Source organism: Paenibacillus sp. FSL K6-3182 (genome assembly GCF_037976325.1).
Taxonomy (GTDB): Bacteria; Bacillota; Bacilli; order Paenibacillales; family Paenibacillaceae; genus Pristimantibacillus.
In genome coordinates, this window is record NZ_CP150265.1 from 635,059 (window position 1) to 653,334 (window position 18,276).

Sequence of the window (18,276 nt, forward strand, 5' to 3'; positions counted from 1 at the left end):
ATTTTGAAAAAAATGTCGTTGCGTACAAAAGGATTAATCCTGATTGTTCTCATTTCTTTCTTCCCATTGTTGATTGCTGGAGTGGGCAACTATTCTGCGGTCAAGGATGCGATGCTTAAATCCGAAATCGAGAAAACAAGCAGCATGCAAAACAAGCGTGCAAACGAATTAGCGTCATGGATGGCTATCCGCAAAGCGGAGGTTATTGTGATGAGCCGAACAGAGGTTGTCCGTTTTGGTACAGATGAAGAGCGTCTTCATTATTTTGGACGTGAGCTTGTTCGTGGGGGCTTTATCTATCACTCGATTGGGTATATAGATGAATCGGGCATAAGCATGCGTACCGATGGCATGAGACGGGATATGAGTATGGAGTCATTTTTTCAGGCTGCGATTACAGGCAGAGTGGTCATTACGGACCCTTTTAAGCCTTCTTTTTCTGATGCTACGCAATCGTTTATTGTGGTGCCTGTATATGGAGGTACGAATGAAATCAAAGGAGTTGTGTATGCCTCTATTGCCATGGCTACACTTCGGCCATTCATTGAGTTCACAGGCGATCAAACGATTATACGCTTGTTCAATGATGAAGGCGGCATCATCTATAGCTCTGATAACCAAGAAATCATTAGCAAGGGCTTATTTCATGAGAAGTCTTCCTTGTCTCCGATTGCGGAGAAAATGCTTGGCTCCTATGAGGGTGTTTCGAAAATTAACATAGCGGGAAGAGCGTACGCGGTTTTTCATACGAAGGTGAGTGAAACACCTTGGCGTTTTGCATTGCAAGAGCCAATGTCCAAGCTGGAAGAAGAGGTAAAGCCGATATTTTGGCGTATTTTCACGACGATTGCTGTCTCGGAAGTGATCATTGTAATCTTTTTCTTTCTCTACTTCGAACGTATTGTGAAACGGTTAGAACGTATTTTGGGCGTGACGGAGCAGGCTGCAGCGGGGAGCTTCGAGGCAGAGCATCTTGAGGTTGAGCCATATGACGAGATCGGTCAGCTTGGTCATTCTGTGAACGGCATGATGGAGCATTTGCAAGAAATGTTCGATCGCCTTGAGGCAATCATTAATCAAAATCAATATGCATTTATCGTGCTCGACGATCAGTATAAGGTCACCTATTTGAATAAAACAGCTGAAGAGATGCTGGGCTATAAGACTTCGGAGCTGGCTGGAAGCGCTACACCGCTGTTGTTCATGGATCTAGATGAGGTTCGCTTGGAAGCTGAGAAGCTTACCGAACAGCTTGGCAGAACGGTTCAGCCTGGTCTTGAAGTATTCAAGGAGCTCCGCAGCGCGAGCTTCTCCTATGAGAGGGAATGGACCTTTATTCATAAAAACGGAACAAGAATTCCAACGCTGCACAGCTCGAATGGTTTGCGTGACCGCAATGGGCGGTTCTCTGGCGTTGTAGGCATGGTGCTCGATATTTCCGACCGCAAGCATGTAGAGAAAGCACGCAACCGTTTGCTCGACATCGTTGAATCAGCTAAGGATTTAATAGCTTCAGTCAGCTCAAGAGGCAAGCTCGTCTATATGAATGGGGCAGGCAGAGAAATGCTGGGCTTGCAAAGCAATGCGGATCAGGTGCATATGGTAGAGGAATATTCTCATCCAGAAATGTATTCGGAGCTTGTGAGAGGAGCAGCGCTCGCCAAAGAGTTTGGTTACTGGGAAAGCGACGCGCAGTTGATGAAGCGAAATGGCGAGCCGCTGTACGTTTCCATGGTCATCGTGCCGCATAAGGATGAAGATACGGGTGAGCTGTTTTTCTCTTGTATAGCCAGAGATATTTCGGAGCAGAGGATGGTGCAGGAGAAGCTTGTTCGCGCCACACTCGAAGCGGAGGAAGCGAATCAAGCGAAGAGTCGATTCCTGGCGCTCATGAGCCATGAGATACGCACGCCGCTTAATGGCATTATCGGCTTGACGCAATTAATGCGCAAGACAGGGCTTTCTTCGTCACAGAAGGATTATATGGACAAGATGAATACCTCCTCGGAGACGCTGCTGCGAATTATTAATGATATTTTGGATTTCTCCAAAATTGAAGCAGGCAAGGTCGACATCGAACGTCAGCCGTTCCAGCCTGAGGAGCTGATGCACCGGATCACTGATCAATTAAGCGTATTTATGGGCGGTAAAGAGCAGTTTGAATTCATTATTGATACGCCAGAGGAATTGCCGCAAACGATTATTGGCGATGCGCTGCGTCTTGAGCAGGTGCTGCTCAATTTGTGCATGAATGCGATCAAATTCACGAATAGAGGAAAAGTAAGGCTGAAGCTGGAGATAGTGGAGCAGACGGATAAAGGGGTAGACGTGAAGTTTATCATCTCGGATACGGGGATTGGGATGAGCGAGGCTCAGGTCCAGAAGCTCTTTAAACCGTTTACGCAAGCGGATGGATCAACAACACGGAAGTTTGGTGGAACGGGACTTGGCCTTGTCATATCCAAATCATTTGTTGAATTAATGGGAGGCAAGCTGATGGTTTCCAGCAAAGCGCTTGTTGGAAGCGAGTTTTACTTTACGCTGCCATTCACTATTATTCATAAGTATACCGAACCGCGTTTGCAGGTTCATCAGGATTTATTGGAGCAGCCCGTGTGGATCGTAGAGGATGATGACGAGATGCGGGAGCACTGGAGCGATATTGTCGAATCGTTTGGCTTGACGCCTATTCCATTTCACTCTTGGAAAATGGCTAGAGATCGCCTGCGCCGCATTGGAGCTGGCGCTCTGCCGAAGCTTATCGTACTGGATATGGAGATGCCGGATATGTACGGTGCAGAAACCTGGCTTGAATTCCATCGTGATGCGGAACTAGCTGGTGTCAAAACCATTGCTATGACGACCTCTTATGGACGCGACGAAATGATGCAGCTTCCTGCTGAGCAAAGACCGGTAACATTGTTAATTAAGCCTATCATGAGAACGGCTATGCTTCGTGCAATTGAAAGTGTTCTGGATCATAAGGGCACGAATGGGAAGGAACAAGAAATCGAGTCGCTCGTAGCAACGATTCAACAAAATATGACAAATACGCGGATTTTGTTAGCAGAAGACAATAAAATTAATCAGCTGGTAGCAATCGAAATTTTGAAGGAGCGGGGCTACGAGGTCGGCTTAGCTGAGAATGGCGAAGAAGTGCTGATGAAGCTGGGCGAAGAGCGCTGGGATCTTATATTAATGGATATTCATATGCCGATAATGGATGGATCGGAAGCGGTTCGCATCATTCGCACACAAGCTAAATATGATCATATTCCGATTATTGCCGTGACGGCAAACGTGCTTCGCAATGATCACGAGCGTTATTTGAAGCTGGGGATGAACGATGTGGTAACGAAGCCTATTTCCTCCGAACGAATTCATAATGTCATTTCCTATTGGTTGAAGGAAATCAGCGGTTCGGCTATTCAGCCGGTCGTCAAATCTGGCCTAAATGATCGTTCACGTGCATTAGAACCAGCAAATATAGATAGTTTGCCGTCTATTGACGGCATGGACGTTGAAAGCGCACTGGCAAGAGTGAATGGAAAACTGCCGATCTTGCTGCATATGATGGAGCAATTTATGTTTGATTACGATTCATTTGCAGACCAGCTGCGAATGATGATTAAGCAATCGGAGCTAACAATTGTCAAACGAATGGCTCACACACTTAAGGGGGCTGCCGGTTATTTATCTGCTTACGAATTGTTAGAGGCGGCTTGTGAGGTTGAGCGAATCGTGAAGCTGCCGGAGCTTGAATCGGACAATTTGCAAAAAGCTATTATTCAGTTAGAGGTGACGTTAAAGCGGCTTTTGGATGGGCTTCGGAAAGCGAAAGATATATTCGACAATAAAACCTAACAAATTTCTAACAACTTGTTGTTCCTTTAATAACGTTAAGGTATAGTAGAGATACAAAAAATATTCGACAGAAATCTTCAATCCTCAAAAAGGGTGACGACAATGTATAAGGTTTTAGTTATTGAAGATGACGTCATGATGAGTGATATGCTGTCTATGTATTTATCCGAGGAAGGCTATTCTGTCATGCAAGCTTATAGAGCGGATGATGGATTAAGACTCGCATCAGAGTTTAATCCGGACTTGGTGCTGCTTGATTTAATCTTGCCCGATCTGGACGGAATGGAAGTGTGTGCGCTAATTAGAAAGCGCTCTAACGTACCGATTATGATTCTATCCATGAAGAGTGAAGTGTCAGAAAGAGTTCAGGCTTTAAAGGCTGGAGCGGATGATTACATGTGCAAACCATTCAGCATGCACGAAATGACAGCTAGGGTAGAGGCGTTAATTCGTCGATCGAATACGATGCAGACAGAGACAGCGCAGCAGGTTTCAGCAGCAGTGGAAGCGACCGAAGAGGGGGAGCTCATTCAGCTTGATTTTGAGAGACGCCTATTGCTGGTTCGCGGGAAGTTAGTTGAAACAACCTTCTCGGAATATGAGCTGATGAAATTATTTCTTGCACATCCGGGCAAGGTGTTTAGCAGGGAAGAACTTATAAATACGATCCGCGGCTTTGATTCCTTCGTAACAGACCGTGCCATAGACGTACATATCGTCAACCTTCGCAAGAAGATTGAACAGAACCCGAAGGAACCGCGGCTCATTCGAACGGTATGGGGATTCGGCTATAAGTATACCGCTCAGCATACGAGCAAGAATCAAAGCTGAATAAGCTATTATGTAAGAAGAATCACTCTATAACATGGAGTGATTCTTTTTTTTTACCCATTTGCCCAGCAATACTTTGAATATTCGCTGCCATTCTCTTAATTGTAAGGTTGTTAGAACGGGTATTAAATTATCTAACAATGTTCTAAATATTGCTCATTAATTTTTCTAATAGTTGTATGACAAAATGAGTGTATATAACTGAAATGGAAAAGGATGGTGGTCGAACAACATGGATGCGTTGACCGGTTTGCCTTGTCGCAAGGAGGCTTTTGCACAGCTGGAATTGGCCGTAAATGTCGTACGTGCAGCAGGCAAGCGGATGGTGGTGGCGTTGGTGGATTTGGATAAATTTTATCGCTTAAACGAAACCAAAGGAACAGAGTTTGGCAACCATGTACTCCTCATGATGGGGCAGCGTCTGGCTGAGGCTAGAAAGGCTGCTACAACGGTGAGTAGAGTTGGTGGAAACAGATTTATGGTAGCTATGCCTGTAGAACATGATGAATGTCAAAGCATGCAAGCTGTGGAGGCTATCAAAAATGCGATTGAGCGTCCCATCGATATTAACGGAGCGGAGCTATATTTGACCTCGAGTATTGGGGCAACGATATACCCGAAGGATGGACGAACAAGCGAACAGCTCATATGCCGAGCGGAGTCTGCCCTATACCAATCAAAAGAGCAGGGCGGCAATCGAGCAAGATTTTATAATTTGGAAGATACGAATAAGCTTAACCGACGCATCGCTATTGAAGCGGCGTTAAGACCGGCCTTATATTTACAGCAATTTCACCTCAGCTATCAACCAATCTATCGCATGGAGGACGGTAAGCTTAAAGGATTTGAAGCGCTGCTGCGCTGGCAGCATCCTGAGCTTGGCGATATTTCACCTACAGAATTTATACCTATAGCTGAGCATAGCGGTCTCATTGTACCTATTGGAGAATGGGTGCTTAGAGAATCGTGCAAAACGCTCGCGAACATGAGCAAATATGGTTTGAATAGTCTTAATATGTCAATTAATATATCTTCTCTTCAGCTGCAAGATCCGACCTTTTCACAAACGGTGCTGCATGTGTTAAAGGAGTATGAGCTTGCGCCCTCCTCATTTGAGCTTGAAATAACGGAAAGCTGTATGCTTCATACTTCAACTACAGCCATATCTACACTTAGCTGGCTTCGAGCAGCTGGCGTTCGAATCATACTAGACGATTTTGGAACAGGCTTCTCATCCCTCACCAACTTGAATCAATTGCCGATTCATTGCCTTAAGATCGATAAGTCATTCATTAGAAACATTGATCTGCAAAGCGCGGATCGCATTATCGTTGAAGGCATCATTAATCTCGTTCATAAGCTTGGTCTTGAAGTGATTGCCAAGGGTGTAGAGTACAAGGAACAATACGAATTATTAGGCGAATGGGGCTGCAATTATGTACAGGGATTCCTTCTGGGCAAACCACAGGAACCTGACGTGCTTGATATATCCATGATACGACGTTCGGAATACACAGCAAAGAAGATGACTAAAGGAGAACTGTAAAGTGAGTCTATTAAGCAAGCTAAAAAATCTTCGATCGATCAAACCTACGATTCGTATAAAGCTAATGGCGTTATGCTTGTCGCTTCTTTTAATTCCTAGCATTCTAGTTAGTACTTTAAGTTACAATACTGCTGTTAGCGAACTGGACAACGGCGGCGAGAAGCTGCTTCAAAATAGCGTTAGAAGCACCATTGGTTTAATTGCATTGCTCGATACACAGGTGAAAGCAGGAGCGATTGACCGCGCCAAAGCAGAGGAGTTCGTCAAAGTCACTATGCTTGGGCCAAAGAATGAGGCAGGCAAACGGCCTATCAATAAAAGCATTGATCTCGGCGAAAACGGTTATGTTTTTGCATTAGACAAAGACTCACTCACGATTGCCCATCCCACGATGGAGGGCAGCAGTCTTGCTGGACTTAAGTACAGCGATGGAGAACCAGTGCTCGATTCTGAATGGGGTCTCCCTGTTTCGGATGCCTTCATGAAGAAAGCGGAGTCGGGGGGCGGTTTTGTTTATTATACTTGGGCGCTTCCGGGTACAGAGAATGAACTGGCATCGAAAATTACTTACTTAGAGAAGGACCCTCACTGGGGCTGGATTATTGCCTCTGGTACATATATGCAGGATTTTAATAAAGGCGCTGAACAGATTGTGACGGTGACAATCGTTACCTTATTAATTACGATAGCTGTCGGTATGGCAGCGACAATACTCTTTACGATCCGCATGACACGGCCAATCAAGCAGGTTTCTGCGCTTTCGATGGAGGTTGCAAAAGGCAATCTTCAAATAGAACCAATTATTTGCCATTACCGAGATGAGACAGGTGTACTTGCTGTAAGCTTTAATGAAATGGTAAAGCAGCTTAAAACGCTTGTGCACGAGGTGGGGAGCAGCGTCGATCAGGTAGCCGCTTCCTCGGAGGAGCTTATGGCTAGCGGAGAACAAACCAGTCATGCAAGCGAACATATCGCATATACGATTCAGAAGGTAGCAGATGGGGCAGAGAAGCAATCGGCGAGTGCTGAGCAGAGTTTTCAGGTTATACATGAAATGTCGGCAAGCGTTCAGCAAATTGCGGTCAGCACGGAGCAAGCGTCACATGCAGCCAAAAAAACTTCCCGCCAGGCAACAGAAGGAAACGAGACGCTGCAGCAGGCAGTTGTTCAAATGGAATCGATACAGCTATCTTTTAATAGTTTGGCTGCAGCCGTACAAGGACTTGGGAATCGATCCACAGAAATCGTTAGAATGGTGCAGGTTATATCAGACATTTCTGCTCAGACGAATCTGCTTGCACTGAACGCTTCAATAGAAGCGGCGAGGGCGGGCGAGCATGGCAAAGGCTTCGCAGTTGTAGCTGGCGAGGTTCGCAAGCTGGCAGAGCAAACGAAGGAATCAAGCGATCATATTACGAAAATTGTTATGGCTGTTGGCACGGAGACGGAACGTGTGGTGCTGGCGATGAATGATGCGGGCACTGTCGTATCCGGCGGCATCCAAGCAGTTGAAGGAGCAGGCCGCATGTTCGGCTCTATACGGGACGAGGTTATGCAGGTTGCTGAGCAAATTGATGAGGTTTCGCAAGCAGCAAATGGCATTGCAGCAGGTACGGAGCAGGTGATGCTGACCATTAAAGAGGTCGTTGATATCGCGGTTGAAGGGGCTTCTGGTACGCAATCTGTAGCTGCAGCGGCGCAGCAGCAGACGGCCTCGATGGAAGAAATTGCAGCGGCATCAGCTATGCTTGCCAATATGGCAGAGCATTTACAGAAGGAAATTATGAAATTTAAGGTTTAGCTTAAAGGAGAATGAATAATGCCCTAGCAGCGATATGAAGTGCCCCCTTTATAGTAGACATTGGAAAAACCCATATGGGGAACCGATGATACTTTAGGGGGTATTTTTTATGAGGAAGAAAGAACAACCATATAAATCGTATACAAAGGAAATAAAGCAGGAAGCCGTACGGTTACATGAGGATGAGAAGTGGACATATAGGCAAATTACTGAGAAGTATGGGATACAAGATAAAGATAGGGTTCGTAAATGGGTCTATAAGTTTAGAAAACAAGGTGAATATGGATTATTGGATAATAGAGGCCGAAGGGTAGATCGATCAGGACCTATACACCCAGCAGCTTAAACGGGAGAATGCGGTGTTAAAAAAGTGCTTAGAAATCTGGAAACGGGAGGTGTAAAGGGCAAGTATGCCATTATCGAGGAGATGTCCGGAATGTATTCGGTGACTCTTCTTTGTGAATTACTTGATGTATGGCGGAGTGCTTACTATCGCTACCTTAAGCGTAAAATGGATGATCCAGACGGCGAAATCAAGAAGTGGATTAAAGATATTTACCTCCAGCGAGATCGAAAGTATGGCTACAGGAGGATTCAAGGTGAACTGGAGCGTCAATACGGAGATACAGTGAACCACAAGAAAGTGTTACGTCTCATGCAGGAAATGGGTATTCGATCTATCATTCGTGCCAAACGTCCTTACTTCAACACGTATCAAGCCGCGCAGTCAGACGGCAGAATTGCTCCAAATCTGCTGAATCGTGAATTCATGGCAACAAAACCAAATCAGAAGTGGGTTACGGACATCACACAGTACCGTGTAGGCGATCAGCGCCTATATCTTTCTGCTATAATGGATTTGTATGGGAAAGACATCGTAGCCTTTCATATGAGCACTAGAAACGACAATGAGCTGGTATTAGACACCTTTAGCAAGGCTTTTGAAGAACACAAAGACGCTGCAGGTAAGATAGTCGATCTAATCGTCCATAGCGATCAGGGCTCCCAATATACGTCTCATGTTTACCACGATCTACTGCCTACGGTAGGAGTCCAAATCAGCATGTCACGTCGGGGCAATTGTATAGACAACGCAGCAATGGAGAGTTTTTTCTCTCATCTGAAAACGGAAGCACTCTATCCATATGATATTAGTTCAATTAGTGAGGCTCAACAACGAATTGAGGAGTTCATTCGATTTTACAATAATGATCGGATTCAAATTAAATTAAACAAACAGACACCAATTGAGTATCGACTAAAATTTACAGCATGATCGTTAGACAAAATTCAAATGTTAGACTGCAATTCATTAAGCTAACAGGCAGGATAGCAAAAAATAGGAAGAAATCCTCTTGTGCATCATGTATCAATAATTAGTAAAATTGGTACATGGATATAGAGAAGGGAGCAAGCCGAATGATTGACATGCAATATATAAACGATCTTGAGGCAGAGATGGATGTAATGAAGCTTGTAGATAATTATTATGAAATAAAATCAATCTTGCAGCAGTACCCTCAGGAACAGTGGTCATATGAAATGATTTTAGCATATGCTAGGGCATTGAATTATCTGCAAGATTATTCTGACCAGACCAATCCATTTGAACAAGCATACAGGCTGCTGCAAACTGTTTCTGATAAGGGAATTACGGACGCTGAATGGCATTTAATAATGGCTTCTGTTAGTTTTAATCTACAACTTTACGCTGGGGCAGTAAAACATGCTGAACAAGCAAATACGATCATAGCTGGCTGTGCTGATGATATGCTTGAACTGTACTCACAATATGACTAATTATTGCACCGCAATCAACAGTATTTTGTTACGCTAACGGGTAACGATAGTTCAATCAATGAAAGGCAGACCAGAATTTGGTCTGCCGCTTTGTCATTTAACAGTTCATTTTAAAGGGCTTTTTCATTGTCTACAATATTGGGGCTTGACCAATATGCTGTTGGGGCATTTTTTGTAGGTGAATGGGGATGATGAAAGCACAAAAAGACCTGACGGGCACTTTGCCTGCAGGTCTTTCTTTACGAGTTATCTAACATACTTCAAGGTAGAGCTTTGTGCCGTCGTTATACTGGAAAATAGCGACATCACGCACCATTTCAACCGATTTGATTCTTCTCCACTTTTTGCGGAAGTCAAAATCAAGTTCTAATTCGTACAATTTATGATGAAGCAGATCTATGGATGCCGATTGTTCATTAGGGTAATAGACTGGGACAGAACGACTTTTAAAGGTAACGATTTTCATCATTTCCTATAACACCTCCGATCAATTTCCTCCATTCTAACGTAAATATTTTAGCCCCTTATGAATATGTGGTCAGAATTTTGTTTACTTTATTTACACTTTTCTAACATGTTCGACAATGATTGCACATGCATAAGTGGTGTAGCAGCTGTAATCTCATGTATGAAAGCCATAGAAAAACTGGCGGAATGATCAACTGAATGATAGCTTGCAAAATATTTCCTTAAAGCTTTCGCTGCTGGTTGCATAATAAACGATTGCGATGAGCGTTAAATGAAGCGGATAAAAGCTGCGCCAGACGAAGCGCGGTACTTTGATGGTTTCGAGGCTGCGCATGAAATCAGGCACATAGACCATGAGAATAGTAGCAAATATGCTAAAGGGCTGTATGAACCATTCCTTTATAAAGATGCTTACCACTTCCAAGGAGAAGTGAAACACAACAAAGGATTGATTTTGAGCATAACGATAAATGAGTACGAGCAGTGCAGCATATACGCCATAGCTGAAGGGCATAAACTCGAGAAGTCCAGCGAGTGAAAGGCAAAGCAGAACTTGCAGAAGCGGCTTTCCGTTCCATTTGTCTAGAAGGCGCAAAAGCAGCAGGCAGACGAATAAAGTGCCTACCGTATTGACTTCAAGCCGGTAAAAAGCAAATTGATAGGGCAGCTGCGATAAAAGCGCGATCCATGCTACCCGTTTCAGATAACGATCGAGATTGCTCGTTCGGTAATAACCGAGGACAATCGCGAGCGCATAGAAAGGGAGTGCCAGCCGTCCAATGATTCTCCAAATGACGTTCTCAGGGAACCACAACAAACCAATATGATCAATAAGCATAGTAAGCATAGCCAAAACTTGAATCGCAATCACCTTCGTTCCCTCGCCTTTTGTTTAGTATAGCATAGGAAAACGAGGGAATAGGAGCAGGAAGACCTCCAAGCCGCTTTGCGCGCATGAGGAGGTCTCCCTTGAATCATGACTTGATTATAGTCCGGCGTTTTTCTGCAGCCGACGGGCAATTTCAATAAAATCCTCTTGCGAGATGCCTGGCGCAAACTCTTCTGGAAGCTCGCTTAAATCAGGCATAGGTGCGCCTTGCGGTGCGCCTTGAATGACCTCAAGCTCAGCGCCGGTAAGCGGATTTTGTCCATTCCAAATGAGGACAATATCCTTGTAGTCGTTCTGACTGAATGTGTACAGCTTGTTGCCAAGCCCCATTGCTTCGTATTTTCGAGCCGTTTCGAAGCTGTTGTTGCTAAGGTCGGGAATAGGGATAAGCTTCTTCACATCAACACCCGTTGCGATTTCGAGCGCTTTGGCATAGGCAAGTACATGGACACCGCCGCGAACGAGCAAATATCCAATCATTGCCCTTGCTGTAGGGTGATCCGTCATCTCAAATACTCGCATTTTATGCGTTCGTGCTCCGCACTCCAAGAAGAAATTATGCAGAAGATCAAGCACTAGATTGCCGCTGCTAAATACATTATCACCAGTCCATGCGCGTCCCATCGAATCACCTGGCAGCGAGGTTTGACCGGTTTGTATAAAAAAATAGCTGTTGCGCTTATTTACGCCTTCTCTTAGTGGAGCAGAGTTAGGATCACCGGGACTTGTTGTCCCTGTTAACACCATATTAATAGCTGTCGAAACAAGCTCCACATGGCCAAATTCCTCTGCTGTTATGCTGGATACTAGGTCGTAGAACGGTTTAAGCTTCTTTTTCTCACGGAAATTAAAGGACTGATACATGTAGTTGTTTAAGGTGGACATTTCACCAAATTTTCCTCCAAGCAGCTCCTGCACCGCTGCAGCGGCGTTCGCATCCGCGTAAGGTGATGGCGGGAGTTCTATCTGAAGCCGATTTATCCGTTCAATCATGAGTCTACTCCCCTCATTTCATCGACGTTTCATTCTATGCATATGTATGACAGCTTTCGCAGTCATAGACCGTCGATGTCAAAAGGGACATGCTTTTGTCGAATGTATCAAAGCCTAACTTGATACTTAGAGCAGTGTGATGACAAGAAGCTCATACAGAACGAGTGGCAGCACCGCATTGTACGGGTTCATGAAAGCGCGAGGGTCACGCATCGTACATTGCAAATAAAGAATGCAGTGATCGATATGCATAAGCTTGCCTTCAAATACATGTCCATCGATGGTCTGGACGCAAACGTATTTATGCATATGACCGCCGCACATATTCATAATCCTATCGCGTACCTCCATCACCATTGCCGTGTGCTGCGCTTCGGCTTCATAGATCACTGGAGCGGGCTTCTCCATGCCTGCCATATTGCTCATATTGGGCATGCCGCCCATACTGCCGACGTGTGGCATATTGCCCATGTTGCTCATATTGGGCATGCCGCCCATACTGCCGACGTTTGGCATATTGCCCATGTTGCTCATATTGGGCATGCTGCCCATATTGCCTGCATTCGGCATACCGCTCATGGTGTTCATGTTAGGCATGCTGCCCGAGTTCCCTGCGTTCGGCATATTGCTCATGCTCCCCATGTTGCCGGGGTTTGGCACATTGCCCATATTGCCGATATTGCCCATGCTCATCATATTTTCTGCCAAGCCAAAGACCTCCATTCGTATGGTATGTCATATAGGTATGCAGGAAGCGAGCGGGTCATACAAAAATGGAAGGTTAAATTCAACACATGAAGGGCGATACTCGTCCATGCAACTCTCTTAAATTTACATAGAATAGAGTATGTTCGAGAGGGAGGTGGAGTAATATGTCTGCTAAATCAATACTGAAAGTTAGCAATGTGAAAGCGGCTCGTAAAACAAGTAAAACAAATAGCCGAGCTCGGATCTCTTCTGAGTGCATAAGCCCAGTGGAGCAAAAAAGCTGCGGACGCAGAGAAGACCCGGCGGTTGAAGCGATGCAAGAAGCAGGAGCTGAGTTAAGCGATATTTTTAAACAGCTGAAGGATGAGCGCACTGCTGCAAAACTTGTGAGAGCGATACGATGTCGTGATGCAAGAGCCGTTCAAAGCTTGATCGATTGCCATTGCCGTGTAGTTAACTTCTTCAGCACGCGTGACAAGGACTGTGTAAGAATTTTCTGTGCGTTCGGAAGAAATCAAGATGTAACTGTCTCATTTGATATTTGCGTCAAAAGAGAAGTAGATGAATGCCGTCGTCAATTCTGGTAGTTTCAATTTAATAGGAAGGGCTGTCAAGAATTTATGTTGGCAGTCCTTTTTGTTATTTAAAAAGGAGGTATATCACAGGAGGTGTATGGGCCGCATACGCTATAGGAGTGAGAGACGAGAATCATGTATAAGTTTGGAGGGAAAGAGGATGCCGCGAATACCTAATTTTCCGCAAGCGTTGTTGGATGAGCACCGCGTATGGCATCATACGAATCATTTGGTTCCGGGAACGATACCGCCGCCGGGTTATGGCGATCGATTTCTGCGATTTCATCGAGATTTTATTAATAGGGTATACAATTGGCATGATTCGATGGGCTATGACCGCAGCTGGATTGCTGGCTGGAACCAAGTGCCTGAGGAAATCAGGCGTTCCTCCTGCTTTAATCCAGGTGCAGAGCAGCGAGTACAAAACAATCCGCGTTCATTCGCTACAGCCGATCAGCTGGGCAGCTTTATTGAGTACAATCTTCACGGGTGTTTTCATGAAATGGCGGCGAGGCTGTACAATCAGCCTGAGCTGAATGATTTTGACCTAGCGCCGCGCCATACTGAATTTTATAATATCCATGGTTTAATTGACCAGTGGTATAGCAATTGGGAGCGAACAATGGGTGTTCGCGATCCAACTAGCAAAAGCAAGGCATCCCTTAAGTACAACCGCGCAGAGACTGAAGTACGCTCGTATAATAAGAAAACTCGCGAGGCACGAATTGCTTCGCCGAAACGGAGCGCTGGACAATCGTCAGCTGCTCGTTCTGATCTCCGAGCTCAACACCTGAAGCAGAAACCGCAGATAAAGAGCCTTCAAACAATGCAATCAGCTCATCTAGATCAGCCTCATAAACGCCGGCCACTTCTTCAGGCTGCAGCAGAAGTTCTGTCAAAGGCAGCTCGCACACAAGGCCAAAAACGTCACTGACTTCACGGTCGATAAAGGGTTTTCCATTTACTTCACCGCTAACATTTTCCCTGATTTGCCCGAGTGGTATGAGCTGTTCAAATGAGGCGGAAACCCCTAGTTCTTCCTCAAGCTCACGAATGGCCTCGCGTATCGTTTCGCCCGCACTCAAATGACCGGCCGCCGTGATATCGTAGCAGCCCGGATTTGTATCCTTGCCTGCCTGACGCAGCTGAAACCGCACGAACCTGCGGTTTCCTTCGCGGCGCGTCAGCCAGCAATGGAAGCTGCGGTGCCAATAACCTTTCGCATGCGTCTCTGCCCGCGTTGCTGTGCCCAGCGGCCGAAGCTGCTCGTCATAAATATCAAAGAGCTCATCAGCCATGTGCAGCAGCCTCTAGCTGGGATGTGCAGTGCTTGCAGCGCGTAGCCTTCACAGGAATTTTGGACAAGCAGTATGGGCAATCCTTCTCGGTCACTTCAACAGGTGGAGCTTCCTTCTTCTCATTGCGACGAAGCACATTGATTACTTTTACAAGCAGAAAGATACAGAATGCAACGATGATAAAGTCCAGCATAACGTTTATGAATTGGCCATAATTGATGGTAGGCAGCAAGGTTTCATCAATTTTGCCTCCGTTGCTTGCGGTGACACTGGCGGCGTGTTCTTTGCTATAAAGCGGGATTTTTAAATCCTTAAAATCGACGCCTCCCAAAACTACACCGATCGGCGGCATAATCACATCGTTAACCAGAGAAGTTACAATTTTACCAAAAGCTCCTCCGATAATGACCCCGACCGCTAAATCGATGACATTGCCTCTCATTGCAAACTCTTTAAACTCTTTAATGATTTTCATTGCTTTTCCTCCTACACATTTTAAGAAGCGGTAATAATGTCTGACGTAAGCCTCGTGCTATTACGAAGCGAAATGATCAAATCTAGCAATCCTATTAGACTATTATCGCCTGTTTCTACTAAGGTCATTCTAACATAATAGCCGAAGATGAGCAGAAGAGAAACTCACTCTCGATTTCTTACAAAAAATTGAAATATTGCCGGGACAAAGAGAGGTTTTTAAAGGATATTGTCGAATTTTACTATTTGAAAGCAAATTAATGGTTATTTAAGGAGTTCTATGAGCGACCTCGTTATACATGGAAATGGATTCTATTTGGTCTTATCGCTCTTCATCATGTGTTTTGCCTCCTATACGATGCTGAAAATGATTGAAAAGCCTCTGCAAAATGAATTTACACACGGCTTCAATTGGATCATTGGCGGCGCTGCCGTATTTGGACTTGGTCTATGGACGATGCATGTTGTTTTGATGCTTGCATCCCATTATAGATTGGTCATGAATTGGAGCATGCTCCCTATAGTATTCGCATGTGTCATTATCATTTATGTCTCATTAGTTGTTATGCAAAAGAAAAATCTCTCATCGGTACGCTTCTTAGTTGGAGCCCTATTAATGGCTCTGGGAGCTACTATGCTTCATTACTTGTCGATGCTTTCTGAATCGGTCGTTATACTAAAAATGGATTGGCCGCTTTATTGGATCTCCTTTGGAGTCAACTTTATTGGTGCATATTTGGCTTTTTATTGGTTGGAAACAAAGGGGTCAGGGTATAAGTTAAAAAGCTGCTTTTCACTCGGATTGTCTAATATAGTCGTTCATCAAGTTGGTATGCACGCGCTGCAGATTGATTATAGCGATGTTTTATCTACAGATCTTCTAAACCAATATTTGTTGATTCTTGCATCTTTACTTGGTTTATCTACTTTATTTATCCTCAGCTTCAGTCTTACCACCTGGTTTGCATCCAACCAATATACTCAAATGAATGAGCGTTATAAACTTCTAGTGGAGAACTCCATAGATACGATTGCTTTAATAAGCGACGGCAAATGGGAATTTATGAACCGTGCTGGTTTGCGTTTATTCGAAGTGCATTCAGCGGATAAACTAATCGGTTCAAATGTTTATAATTTATTGGCCGAACCCTATCATAATGAACTGGAAGCATGGCTCACGGCAGGTCAAGCAGGAGATGATGCGTCCAATAAGCCAATCGAGCTGCAATGGATGTCCATGCAAGGGACGCTGCTTCATACAGAAATGGTACGGGTGAGTTCTACCTTCTCGGGTAAACAAATTGAACAAGTCATTATTCGGGATATTTCTGAGAGAAAGAAGAATGAGGAGCTGCTCATTAATTCTGAGAAGCTTTATGTTGCAGGTCAATTAGCGGCGGGCATTGCACATGAAATCCGAAATCCGCTTACCTCGTTAAAAGGATTTCTGCAGCTGCTTTCATCGGGTCGGGGCAATATCAACCATTTTTACGACATTATGAAAACAGAGCTCATCCGTATCGAGTCAATCGTCAGCGAACTACTGATGCTCTCCAAGCCACAGGTTTATGAATTTGTGCACAAAGATTGCCGTCAATTAATGGCGGACACGGTTAATTTACTGGAGACACAAGCTATTTTGCACAATGTGATCATTGAATTCCATTCTGACTATCGCCCATTGTGGGTATACGGCGTTGAGAATCAATTAAAGCAAGCGTTTATTAACGTGCTTAAAAATGCGATAGAAGCGATGCATAATGGTGGCATCGTCACGATTAATATGTCCCTTGATCTTGACCGCGGAGTAATGATACGCATTAAAGATGAAGGAGCAGGCATGCCTGCGGAGCAGCTGTCGAAGATGGGTCAACCCTTTTATACAACAAAGGATAAAGGGACCGGACTTGGATTAATGGTCACTTTCAAAATTATTAATAACCATCAGGGACAAATTACGGCCGAAAGCAAGCTAGGAGTCGGGACGACCTTCATCATCCAATTGCCGTATATGGAGCAGCCGAATTTGCCGATGGATCAGAAGCAGAGCGAGCGGGGCCAATAAGATGATTCAGACCATTAGAGACGGAATCCCACCATTTATAATCAACAATTTTCCACACGCCAACGGATGACTTTTTGAATTTGAAACTTAATTTTCAAGACATCGTAATACGGTTATGCAGTTCGGAATGAAGATAATTTGAGTGGAGGTCGGTTTGATGTTTAATCGTTTTTTGGCAAGCATCGGTATTGGCTCAGCAAAGATTGATACACTATTAGAAAAAGCACGTTATGCGCCAGGTGAAGAGGTTCGAGGTATCGTCAAAATGCAAGGCGGCAACGTAGAGCAGCGAATTGAAACGATACAGCTATCGGTCATGACAGAATATATACGTGAGAGCAATGACAGTAAAATAACGCAGCAGGGAGTGGTGGGACGCTATCACGTGAGCGCTCCCTTCACATTGCAGGCAAATGAAAGTCGCGAGGTGCCTTTCTCCTTCCAGCTGCCCCATCAAACACCGCTTACAATTGGCCGCGCGCCAGTATGGGTGAAGACGGAGTTAGACGTTCGCGGAGGCGTCGATCCAGGTGATAATGACCGAATCGAAGTGGTTCCGACACACGCCATGAACACGGTGCTGGAGGCGCTGAATGTGCTCGGCTTCCGTTTGCGTAAGGCAGAATGCGAGTACTCTTCCCGTCTTGGCGGCAAAATGCCATTTATTCAAGAGCTGGAATTTGTGCCGACCTCGCAGTTCCGAGGCCAGCTCGACGAGCTGGAAGTGATGTTCTATCCATCGGATCGCGAGCTTGAGCTGGTGCTCCAAATCGACCGGCGCGCACGCGGATTATCATCCTTTTTTGCAGAGGCTATGGATATGGATGAGACATTTGTTCGGGCTCGCTTCACGAATGAGCAGCTCTCAGCAGGGCCAAACGCGATTGCGCAGCAATTGTCTGGAATCATAGCGCGCTATATTTAATTTTTATAAATAAAACAAGCTCGGGAGCGCTCCTGCAGG

At 45.0% G+C, this 18,276-nt stretch carries 17 protein-coding genes; 11 read left to right on the forward strand and 6 right to left on the reverse strand.

The window, feature by feature from the left end:
• Positions 1-12 precede the first annotated feature (12 nt).
• The 7 genes from MHH56_RS02830 (at position 13) to MHH56_RS02860 (ending at position 9,842) form a co-directional block, all read left to right on the forward strand.
• A complete protein-coding gene (locus MHH56_RS02830) occupies positions 13-3,864 on the forward strand; it encodes a response regulator (protein ID WP_339209477.1) in 3,852 nt (1,283 codons plus the stop codon).
• Positions 3,865-3,966: 102 nt separating this feature from the next.
• On the forward strand, positions 3,967-4,695 hold the full coding sequence (locus MHH56_RS02835; RefSeq protein ID WP_076268413.1) for a response regulator transcription factor: 729 nt from the start codon (positions 3,967-3,969) through the stop codon (positions 4,693-4,695).
• 232 nt (positions 4,696-4,927) lie between these two features.
• Positions 4,928-6,241 (forward strand): bifunctional diguanylate cyclase/phosphodiesterase, encoded by a 1,314-nt coding sequence (locus MHH56_RS02840; protein WP_339206488.1) that lies wholly within the window; start codon positions 4,928-4,930, stop codon positions 6,239-6,241.
• Between the two features lies 1 nt (position 6,242).
• Positions 6,243-8,042 carry a methyl-accepting chemotaxis protein gene (locus tag MHH56_RS02845; RefSeq protein WP_339206490.1) on the forward strand — a complete coding sequence of 600 codons (1,800 nt, stop codon included), beginning with the start codon at positions 6,243-6,245 and terminating at the stop codon, positions 8,040-8,042.
• A gap of 109 nt (positions 8,043-8,151) precedes the next feature.
• Entirely contained in the window at positions 8,152-8,388 is a 237-nt protein-coding gene (locus tag MHH56_RS02850) for a transposase (RefSeq protein ID WP_339206491.1), read from the forward strand.
• A 24-nt stretch (positions 8,389-8,412) separates the two neighbouring features.
• Entirely contained in the window at positions 8,413-9,318 is a 906-nt protein-coding gene (locus tag MHH56_RS02855) for an IS3 family transposase (RefSeq protein ID WP_339206492.1), read from the forward strand.
• Positions 9,319-9,461: 143 nt separating this feature from the next.
• On the forward strand, positions 9,462-9,842 hold the full coding sequence (locus MHH56_RS02860; RefSeq protein ID WP_108994996.1) for a hypothetical protein: 381 nt from the start codon (positions 9,462-9,464) through the stop codon (positions 9,840-9,842).
• Positions 9,843-10,092: 250 nt separating this feature from the next.
• On the opposite strand, the gene MHH56_RS02865 is transcribed toward MHH56_RS02860, so the two are convergent.
• The 4 genes from MHH56_RS02865 to MHH56_RS02880 form a co-directional block, all read right to left on the reverse strand.
• Complete coding sequence (locus MHH56_RS02865) at positions 10,093-10,311, reverse strand: hypothetical protein (protein ID WP_076268411.1); 219 nt, start codon at positions 10,309-10,311, stop codon at positions 10,093-10,095.
• A gap of 189 nt (positions 10,312-10,500) precedes the next feature.
• Positions 10,501-11,181, reverse strand: coding sequence for a TraX family protein (locus tag MHH56_RS02870; protein ID WP_339206494.1), 681 nt, complete (start codon positions 11,179-11,181; stop codon positions 10,501-10,503).
• 114 nt (positions 11,182-11,295) lie between these two features.
• Positions 11,296-12,192 (reverse strand): manganese catalase family protein, encoded by an 897-nt coding sequence (locus MHH56_RS02875; protein WP_339206495.1) that lies wholly within the window; start codon positions 12,190-12,192, stop codon positions 11,296-11,298.
• Between the two features lie 126 nt (positions 12,193-12,318).
• Positions 12,319-12,900, reverse strand: a complete 582-nt coding sequence (locus tag MHH56_RS02880) for a hypothetical protein (protein WP_339206497.1) — start codon at positions 12,898-12,900, stop codon at positions 12,319-12,321.
• Between the two features lie 164 nt (positions 12,901-13,064).
• Between MHH56_RS02880 and MHH56_RS02885 the strand changes: the two genes are divergently transcribed.
• Both MHH56_RS02885 and MHH56_RS02890 read left to right on the forward strand, forming a co-directional pair.
• Complete coding sequence (locus tag MHH56_RS02885) at positions 13,065-13,487, forward strand: hypothetical protein (protein WP_339206499.1); 423 nt, start codon at positions 13,065-13,067, stop codon at positions 13,485-13,487.
• A gap of 185 nt (positions 13,488-13,672) precedes the next feature.
• The gene (locus MHH56_RS02890; RefSeq protein WP_339206500.1) at positions 13,673-14,011 is read left to right on the forward strand and encodes a hypothetical protein; all 339 of its coding nucleotides are present in this window, start codon (positions 13,673-13,675) and stop codon (positions 14,009-14,011) included.
• Positions 14,012-14,137: 126 nt separating this feature from the next.
• Here the strand turns inward: MHH56_RS02890 and MHH56_RS02895 are convergent, their stop codons facing one another.
• Both MHH56_RS02895 and mscL read right to left on the reverse strand, forming a co-directional pair.
• Positions 14,138-14,773 (reverse strand): NUDIX domain-containing protein, encoded by a 636-nt coding sequence (locus MHH56_RS02895; protein ID WP_339206501.1) that lies wholly within the window; start codon positions 14,771-14,773, stop codon positions 14,138-14,140.
• On the reverse strand, positions 14,766-15,248 hold the full coding sequence (gene mscL / locus MHH56_RS02900) for a large-conductance mechanosensitive channel protein MscL (protein WP_339206503.1): 483 nt from the start codon (positions 15,246-15,248) through the stop codon (positions 14,766-14,768). The genes MHH56_RS02895 and mscL overlap by 8 nt, the downstream gene beginning before the upstream one ends.
• A gap of 279 nt (positions 15,249-15,527) precedes the next feature.
• Between mscL and MHH56_RS02905 the strand changes: the two genes are divergently transcribed.
• Positions 15,528-17,312: an ATP-binding protein gene (locus tag MHH56_RS02905; protein WP_339206504.1), complete on the forward strand. Its 1,785-nt coding sequence runs from the start codon at positions 15,528-15,530 to the stop codon at positions 17,310-17,312.
• 157 nt (positions 17,313-17,469) lie between these two features.
• Complete coding sequence (locus tag MHH56_RS02910; protein ID WP_339206505.1) at positions 17,470-18,237, forward strand: sporulation protein; 768 nt, start codon at positions 17,470-17,472, stop codon at positions 18,235-18,237.
• Positions 18,238-18,276: the final 39 nt, after the last annotated feature.

What these genes read in the sequence shown, in the direction of transcription:
- MHH56_RS02830 (WP_339209477.1), top strand. Translation starts at nt 13, where the DNA reads ATGTCGTTGCGTACAAAAGGATTAATCCTGATTGTTCTCATTTCTTTC.
- MHH56_RS02835 (WP_076268413.1), top strand. Translation starts at nt 3,967, where the DNA reads ATGTATAAGGTTTTAGTTATTGAAGATGACGTCATGATGAGTGATATG.
- MHH56_RS02840 (WP_339206488.1), top strand. Translation starts at nt 4,928, where the DNA reads ATGGATGCGTTGACCGGTTTGCCTTGTCGCAAGGAGGCTTTTGCACAG.
- MHH56_RS02850 (WP_339206491.1), top strand. Translation starts at nt 8,152, where the DNA reads ATGAGGAAGAAAGAACAACCATATAAATCGTATACAAAGGAAATAAAG.
- MHH56_RS02860 (WP_108994996.1), top strand. Translation starts at nt 9,462, where the DNA reads ATGATTGACATGCAATATATAAACGATCTTGAGGCAGAGATGGATGTA.
- MHH56_RS02865 (WP_076268411.1), bottom strand. Translation starts at nt 10,311, where the DNA reads ATGATGAAAATCGTTACCTTTAAAAGTCGTTCTGTCCCAGTCTATTAC.
- MHH56_RS02875 (WP_339206495.1), bottom strand. Translation starts at nt 12,192, where the DNA reads ATGATTGAACGGATAAATCGGCTTCAGATAGAACTCCCGCCATCACCT.
- MHH56_RS02885 (WP_339206499.1), top strand. Translation starts at nt 13,065, where the DNA reads ATGTCTGCTAAATCAATACTGAAAGTTAGCAATGTGAAAGCGGCTCGT.
- MHH56_RS02890 (WP_339206500.1), top strand. Translation starts at nt 13,673, where the DNA reads ATGAGCACCGCGTATGGCATCATACGAATCATTTGGTTCCGGGAACGA.
- MHH56_RS02895 (WP_339206501.1), bottom strand. Translation starts at nt 14,773, where the DNA reads ATGGCTGATGAGCTCTTTGATATTTATGACGAGCAGCTTCGGCCGCTG.
- mscL (WP_339206503.1), bottom strand. Translation starts at nt 15,248, where the DNA reads ATGAAAATCATTAAAGAGTTTAAAGAGTTTGCAATGAGAGGCAATGTC.
- MHH56_RS02905 (WP_339206504.1), top strand. Translation starts at nt 15,528, where the DNA reads ATGAGCGACCTCGTTATACATGGAAATGGATTCTATTTGGTCTTATCG.
- MHH56_RS02910 (WP_339206505.1), top strand. Translation starts at nt 17,470, where the DNA reads ATGTTTAATCGTTTTTTGGCAAGCATCGGTATTGGCTCAGCAAAGATT.